We start from the raw sequence: 7,389 nt of genomic DNA on the forward strand, positions 1-7,389 counted from the left end.
TGAAGTAGTGATAACTTTGATCATTATCTGGATTTAAGCCATAGTATTCATCTAAGTTAATACTGGTCATATCAGAGAAGTCTAAGTCGCTGTCGCACATATCGTCATATAGTGGAATTGGAGAAGAACCAGTTGCTAAACCTAAAACTTTGTCGCCATCTTCCATTCCCTTTTTAATAATTTCAAATGCCTTAGTGCCGCCTTCAATATTATCTTTAGTTACGATAATTTTCATAATATATACCTCCTCATTTATTGGTCTAGTCCATTATAAAATATAAAATTGGTCTAGTCAACTTAAACCGCTAACATTTTTAATTTTATTTTTTTCTGCGGTAAAATCTAGGTGAGGTGAGAAGAGATGGAGAAGAGTTTTCAGAAAAATAATCTATCAGGTTTAGGTATGGGAACTTGGGGAATCGGCGAAGACGCTTCAAAGAAAAAAGATGAGCTTGCTGCACTTCGCTATGGTTTAGATCATGGGATTAAAGTAATCGATACTGCGGAAATGTATGGTGAAGGGAGAAGTGAAAAACTAGTTGGCGAGGCAATTAGAGACTATGACCGAAGCAAAATCTTTTTAATCTCAAAATTTTATCCATATCATGCTTCTCCAGAATTAGAACGGCAAAGCTTAGAGAAGAGCTTAAAAAGGCTAGGAACCGATTATTTAGATTTATATTTACTCCACTGGCGCGGAGACAAGCGTTTATCTGAAACGGTTCGGGGCCTTAAAGAATTACAAAAAGAAGGATTAATTCGTCATTGGGGTGTGTCAAATTTTGATGTGACTGATTTAGAAGAACTATTTAGCGTTCCTGGCGGAAAAGATTGTTTTGCTAATGAAGATCTATACAATCTATCTGAGCGAGGGGTAGAGTACGACGTCTTACCTTGGCAAGAAAAGCACGGCGTTGGCTTTATTGGATATTCTCCATTTAATTCAGGTAAGGGTGATTCAATCAGAATTACTAATAATCTTAAGATTGTTGCTCGCGCTCACCATGTAACGCCGCATCAGGTAATGCTCGCTTGGACTTTGAGAAATGGTAATATTTTATCTATTCCAAAAGCAGGCAATGTTAAACACATGAAAGAAAATATTGCTGCTAAGGATATTAAATTGACCCCCGATGAAATAAAACTGATTGATAATGACTTTCCGCAGCCGACTGAAAAAAAGCCACTTGCAATGATATAAGGTGAAACGATGGGGAAATTATTCAGAAGCATCTCAAAAAGCTCTACCTGTATACAGGTAGAGCTTTTTACGTATTATAAATATCTCTTTACCTATATGCAGTATAGGCAAAGTAAGCTGCTTGAATAAGGGCTAAAACGGCAATTCCTAAGCGAATAACTTTAACGGGAATATGACGCATGATTCGAGGACCGAAATAACTCCCAATTAAGGCACCAATAGCCAATGGAATAGCGGAATCCCAATAAATTTTTGCAGTAAACATATAGATGATGAGGGCAACTAAGTTTGAAAGAGCACCAATAATGTTCTTCATCGCGTTAACAGTTAAAAAGTTATCCTCACTCATAGCATTCAAGATAACGAGCATCAAAACTCCACTTGCTGCTCCAAAATAACCTGCATAGATACCGGTAATCACTAGGCAAAGTAAAGATATAATCTGAAGAAGGCGGTTATTATCATCTTTTTCCAGATGAATTTCTCCACTGAATAAGATCATTAGACCAGAAAAAGCAATACAAAACGGAACAATTTTTTCAAATATTTTCCCGGGAAATTGTATTAAGAGCATACATCCTAAGGCTGATCCAACGATTGTAAAGATTGAATAGAAACTTACTTCTTTCCAATGTCCTTTTAATTCTTTCAGGGATGATGCAGTTGAACCAACTCCAGTCCAAATTAAAGCAGCATCATTGGTTGTATTAGCATATACGGGCGGAATGCCTACAGATAAAAGTACTGGGTAAGTTGCTAGAGAAGCCATGCTAGCGATTGTTGATAGGAGACCTCCTAAGATACCACCCAAAATTAAATAAATGAATAAGAAAAAAGGACTCATAAATTCACCTTTCCTTGTAGATTTAAACATTACAATGGTAGGTATTATAAGCCCCTTACGTTTAGTTAGCAAGAGGAGATAAAGTTTTAAGTTTTAAATATATATTTTTGCTACACTAAATTACTAATATTTTTATTAAATGTAACAATATTTTATTTTTAACTAAAAATATAGATTAAAAATATTTAACTTATTAAGAGAAAATTATTGACACATATATTAAATAGATCTAGTATTTTAAGCATAGAAAGCGATTACATTTAATGTAGTAGACAACTTTTTATATATTTAAATGAAACATTTTTACATTTATATAAGGAGATTCATCATGTCAAAGGATAAGTATCAAATTCTAAGCGATGAAATCTACCAAGAAATTGGTGGCATAAGTAATGTTGAATCATTGATCCATTGTATGACAAGACTCAGAATTAAAATCAGAGATATGTCTAAAGTAAATATGGAGAAATTGAAAAAGATAAATGGTGTATTAGGAGTAGTTGAAGCTGATACACTGGAAATTGTTTTAGGACCAGGCGTTAATACTAAGGTTGCAACGATAATGAATAATGAGGCTGGTGTAAAGGAAGGAGAAACTTTTCCTGAAACAAGCTCATATCAATCTAATAAAAGCGAAGTTGAAAAGAAAGCTGCTGAAGTTCATGCAGCTCATAAAGCTTCTCTAAAAAAGACTTGGTGGCGTTCAGCTCTTCAACATATTTCGGCAATTTTTGTGCCATTAATACCTGCATTTGTAGGTGCTGGACTAATTTCTGGTGTTGCGGGAATTCTGAGAAACTTGTTAACTGCTAAAGTATTGCCGATGTCCTGGAATCTTGGCGTAACAGTATTAGCAATGATTTCTAGTGCCTTATTCGCATATTTGAATATTTATGTAGGTATTAATACAGCAAAAGAATTTGGGGCTACTCCAGGCTTGGGTGGCATTATCGGTGGTGTTGTTTACTTACCTGGTATTGTTGCTCCAGTAACCATTCCTAATATTTTTGATGGAAAACCTTTAGCTGCTGGTCAAGGCGGTATCATCGGTGTTTTATTGGGAGTTTGGCTCTTATCTTATGTTGAAAAATTCTTCCATAAGCATATTGCTGACTCTGTAGACATTATTTTTACACCATTTTTGACAATACTAATAATGGGATTGTTTACAATTTTTGTAATTATGCCCTTGGCAGGATGGTTCTCTAATTCCCTTGTAGGTGGAATTAATTGGGTACTAAAAGTTGGTGGACCAATCTCAGGATTTATTTTAGGATTATTCTTCCTTCCTATGGTAATGCTAGGGTTACACCAAATTTTAACTCCTATCCATCTAGAAATGATTCAAAAACTTGGATTTACCCCACTTCTTCCTATCTTAGCTATGGCCGGAGGTGGCCAAGTAGGAGCTGCAATTGCTTTATGGGTAAAGTGTCGTAAAAATAAACAATTGGTCAATATGATTAAAGGTGCCTTACCAGTTGGTATCTTAGGTGTCGGAGAGCCATTAATCTATGGGGTTACGTTACCATTAGGACGTCCATTTATTACTGCTTGTGTTGGTGGTGGTATTGGTGGTGCTGTGGTTGCTGCTTTCGGTCAAGTTGGCTCAATAGCTATCGGACCATCAGGTGTAGCCTTGATCCCATTAATTGCTCATAACATGTGGTGGGCTTATGTATTAGGCTTATTAGCTTCTTATATTGGTGGTTTTATTGCTACTTACTTCTGGGGTGTTCCTAAAGAAGCAATGCTTCCTGCAGATGAGGCTGATGCTGAAGTTAAAGAACGAAGAGAAGCTGAGGAGCAAGCATATAATTTGAATATGTCTGCTTCAGATGAAAATGAGAGAAAAGACAGCGTTAAATTAACAACACAAGAAATTGTTGCTCCAGTAGATGGACAAATTGAAGAGCTAGATGAAGTTGAAGACCAAGTGTTTTCACAAAAAATGCTTGGAGAAGGATTTGCTATTATTCCAAAAGATGGGAAAATTGTTGCTCCTGTTGATGGGAAGGTAGTTAGTGTAATGTCTACAAAACATGCCGTAACTTTAAAATCTACTAAAGGAAATTTAGAGGTTTTATTACATATGGGCTTGGATACTGTAGAACTAAAAGGACGTCCTTTTGATATCAAAGTGAAAGAAAATGACATAGTAAAAGCTGGACAAACTATTGCACAAATGGATATTGGAAAAATAAAAGAAGCTGGAAAAGATCCAGTAGTAATTATGACTATTACTAACATGGATGATGTTGCTAATTGTAAGTTAATTGCTACCGGTGAAGTTAAGGCAGATACGCCTGTATTAAAGATAACTAGTAAGTGAGGATAAAAATGGATATTAAAGATTTAACGACAGAAAAACGAAATCCAAACTCTCTGCATATTGACAGTGCTACTCCTCTTGAAATAGTTAAAATAATAAACCAAGAAGATAAAAAAATTGCAGATGCTGTTGGAACTCAAGATAAAGAAATTGCGAAGGCTATTGAATATGCAGCAAAAAGATATAGAGAAGGCGGGAGATTAATTTATGTTGGAGCAGGAACTAGCGGAAGACTTGGGATATTAGATGCCGTTGAACTAGTTCCCACTTATAGAATTAATCCTGACAGAGCAATTGGATTAATTGCTGGCGGACAAAGCGCTATGTTCCGAGCTGTAGAAGGCGCCGAGGATGATCCAAAACTAGGAGAAAAAGACTTAAAGGATCTTGATTTAACCGAAAAAGATATTGTAATTGGACTTGCAGCTAGTGGCCGTACACCTTATGTAATAGGATGTTTGAAATATGCAAATCAGGTAAAAGCTCTTACTATTTCAATAGCATGTGTAGAAAAATCAGAAATTGGAAAATATGCTGATATAGCAATTGAAGCGGTAGTAGGGCCAGAAGTAATAACTGGCTCAACAAGAATGAAGGCTGGTACAGCTCAAAAAATGATTCTGAATATGATATCAACAGGCGTTATGATCAAACAGGGGAAGGTTTATGAAAACGTAATGGTAGATGTTATGCCAACAAATTCTAAGCTAGTAGATCGAGCATGTAGAATTATAGAAGTTGCGACAGGAGTTTCAGAGTCAGTAGCAAGCGATACATTAGAAAAAGCAGATATGAACGTTGCAGTTGCTATCACTATGTTGAAAACGGGTGTTGATAAAGAAAAAGCAATGGATATTTTGAAAGAATGTAACGGCAATATTAGTTCGGTAGTTAATAATTATTAAAGAAGGAGGTCAAAAAGTAATATGCTTTTTGGCCTTCTTTTGGAAAGAGTGAATAAATGTTAGGATTTTCTGTATATTTAAATAAAAAAATTGATGCTGATACTCGAGAATATATTAGGAAAATGAAGGATAGTGGCTTTGAAGGAATCTTTACGTCGATTCATATTCCCGAAGAAGATATAACTAGTTATAGACAAAATCTACAAGAATTAGGGAAAATAGCAAAAGAGCAGAATCTTCGTGTAATGGTTGATATTGATCAAAGTAGTTTGAAAAAATTGAAAATATCAATGGATACAATTCCTAACTTGAAGAAAGCCGGTATAACTGGTTTGCGAATAGACGATAAATTGCCAATTAAAAAAATTGCTGAGCTGTCTAACTTAATAGAAATTGGGATAAATGCTAGTACTTTTAGCGAAGAAGAGTTAAAGGAATTGCTTTTGTTAAATGTAAAACGAAAAAATGTACAAGCATGGTTTAATTTTTATCCTTCTCCCGACACAGGAATTAGTCAGAAATTTTTAGAGCAACAAGTTCGTATGTTTAAAAAACATGGTTTTACTACTCAGGCATTTTTTGCAGGGGATGAAAATTTAAGAGGTCCTTTATACGAGGGACTGCCAACTCTTGAAAAGCAGCGGTATTATAGTCCATTAGCTAGTATTTTAGAATTACAAAATATGGGAGTAGATTTAGTTTATGTTGGGGATGGAGGAATTAGTAAAGATTCGTTAAAGCAAATAGATACTTATAAAAATAAAAAACAAATATTGCTCCATACAAAAAAGTACGAAAATGGAGATAAGGATTTATATGATTATGTATTAGGAAAACATAATCAGCGGCCTGATCCAGCTGAATATGTAGTAAGATGTGAAGATTCGCGCTTACATCCGATACCAGTAATTAAGAAAAATAATACTGGTAAAAGGTATATTGGAGATATTACAATCAATAATGATAAGTACCAACGGTATATGGGAGAAATTCAAATACTTAAGGTAAATTTACCAGCTAGTGAAAAAGTAAATGTAATAGGAAAAATTATAGAAAAAGATATCCCTTTAATTAATTTGATAAAGCCTAGCCAGGAATTTATCTTGCTTCGTATCATGAAGGAGTAAAAATGGCAGATATTTTAAATATCATTCATTCTAAGAAGGCTCAGATGCCAAAAAAAGAACAATTTTTAGCGGAATATATAAGTAGTAACATTAAAACAGTTATAAAGTCTTCTATTCAAAAATTATCTAAAGATACTGGTATTAGTACAGCAACGATTGTTCGATTCTGCCAAGAAATTGGGGTTGATGGATTTAGTGAATTAAAACTAGAACTTGCGGCACTTCAGTTACCAAGAGAATCTGCGGAATATGATGAAATAGATATTGGAGAAAATGTTTCATCAATAAAAGATAAAATGGCCACAAGGTTTAAATCCGTAATAGACATAACCAAAAGTGGAATCGATGAAAAAATAATTTTTAAACTAGTAAAAGAAATTAATCAGGCTTCACGGATTTTAGCATATGGTGTTGGAGCATCAGGACTAGTGGCTAATGATATATACCAGAAATTTCTTCGTTTAGGAAAAGCAATAACGTATACCACTGATTTTCACATTGCGGCAACACAAATTGGAAATTTTAGCCCTGATGATATTTTGATCTTAATCAGTAATCAAGGAATGACAACTGAAATTGGTGATCTTTTAGAAGTAGGAAAATCAGTCGGAATAAAAACTGTATTGTTAACTGCCCAGCCTAGGACTGCACTTGCTAAGAAGGCAGATATTGTGTTGCTTACACAAGATATTGGAGAACCAAAAATTAGATCTGGGGCTACTACATCAATGATAAGTCAACTCTTTGTGGTAGATGTTTTGGTTTTTGCTTATATTTCACGTTTTTCAGATAAGATTTTTAAAAACTTAAAACGTTCAAATAAAGCAACACTAATTCATAAAAATAATAAGAGAATCAAATAATATAAACATTCACAGCCAATATTTTGACAACTTATAGTACTAAAAAAGGAGGGGTAAATAACTATGATATGAACCCAAAAATTAGGACATATTATTAAACTGTTTGATTTAAAACCA

At 34.3% G+C, this 7,389-nt stretch carries 6 protein-coding genes and 1 pseudogene; 5 read left to right on the forward strand and 2 right to left on the reverse strand.

Annotated elements, in window-relative coordinates; genetic code table 11:
- Positions 1-235: pseudogene (locus tag Q9R40_RS09260) on the reverse strand (glucosamine-6-phosphate deaminase); the annotation flags it as partial.
- A gap of 126 nt (positions 236-361) precedes the next feature.
- Here Q9R40_RS09260 and Q9R40_RS09265 point away from each other — a divergent pair.
- Positions 362-1,201, forward strand: a complete 840-nt coding sequence (locus tag Q9R40_RS09265; protein WP_304677397.1) for an aldo/keto reductase — start codon at positions 362-364, stop codon at positions 1,199-1,201.
- A gap of 88 nt (positions 1,202-1,289) precedes the next feature.
- Here the strand turns inward: Q9R40_RS09265 and Q9R40_RS09270 are convergent, their stop codons facing one another.
- Positions 1,290-2,045: a sulfite exporter TauE/SafE family protein gene (locus Q9R40_RS09270; protein WP_297938848.1), complete on the reverse strand. Its 756-nt coding sequence runs from the start codon at positions 2,043-2,045 to the stop codon at positions 1,290-1,292.
- Positions 2,046-2,373: 328 nt separating this feature from the next.
- On the opposite strand from Q9R40_RS09270, the gene Q9R40_RS09275 reads away from it, so the two are divergent.
- From Q9R40_RS09275 to Q9R40_RS09290, 4 genes are read left to right on the forward strand one after another with little or no spacing between them, the layout of a single operon-like run.
- Positions 2,374-4,377 carry a glucose PTS transporter subunit IIA gene (locus Q9R40_RS09275; protein WP_304677398.1) on the forward strand — a complete coding sequence of 668 codons (2,004 nt, stop codon included), beginning with the start codon at positions 2,374-2,376 and terminating at the stop codon, positions 4,375-4,377.
- Between the two features lie 8 nt (positions 4,378-4,385).
- On the forward strand, positions 4,386-5,282 hold the full coding sequence (gene murQ / locus Q9R40_RS09280; RefSeq protein WP_095076593.1) for an N-acetylmuramic acid 6-phosphate etherase: 897 nt from the start codon (positions 4,386-4,388) through the stop codon (positions 5,280-5,282).
- 56 nt (positions 5,283-5,338) lie between these two features.
- Entirely contained in the window at positions 5,339-6,409 is a 1,071-nt protein-coding gene (locus tag Q9R40_RS09285; RefSeq protein ID WP_304677399.1) for a MupG family TIM beta-alpha barrel fold protein, read from the forward strand.
- Positions 6,410-6,411: 2 nt separating this feature from the next.
- Positions 6,412-7,272 (forward strand): MurR/RpiR family transcriptional regulator, encoded by an 861-nt coding sequence (locus Q9R40_RS09290; protein WP_304677400.1) that lies wholly within the window; start codon positions 6,412-6,414, stop codon positions 7,270-7,272.
- Positions 7,273-7,389: the final 117 nt, after the last annotated feature.

The sequence above is a fragment of the uncultured Lactobacillus sp. genome (assembly GCF_948948975.1).
Classification (GTDB): Bacteria; Bacillota; Bacilli; order Lactobacillales; family Lactobacillaceae; genus Lactobacillus.

Excerpts from the sequence above, each read along its gene's own strand:
- Q9R40_RS09285 (WP_304677399.1), top strand. The coding sequence starts at position 5,339 with ATGTTAGGATTTTCTGTATATTTAAATAAAAAAATTGATGCTGATACT.
- Q9R40_RS09275 (WP_304677398.1), top strand. The coding sequence starts at position 2,374 with ATGTCAAAGGATAAGTATCAAATTCTAAGCGATGAAATCTACCAAGAA.
- Q9R40_RS09270 (WP_297938848.1), bottom strand. The coding sequence starts at position 2,045 with ATGAGTCCTTTTTTCTTATTCATTTATTTAATTTTGGGTGGTATCTTA.
- murQ (WP_095076593.1), top strand. The coding sequence starts at position 4,386 with ATGGATATTAAAGATTTAACGACAGAAAAACGAAATCCAAACTCTCTG.
- Q9R40_RS09265 (WP_304677397.1), top strand. The coding sequence starts at position 362 with ATGGAGAAGAGTTTTCAGAAAAATAATCTATCAGGTTTAGGTATGGGA.
- Q9R40_RS09290 (WP_304677400.1), top strand. The coding sequence starts at position 6,412 with ATGGCAGATATTTTAAATATCATTCATTCTAAGAAGGCTCAGATGCCA.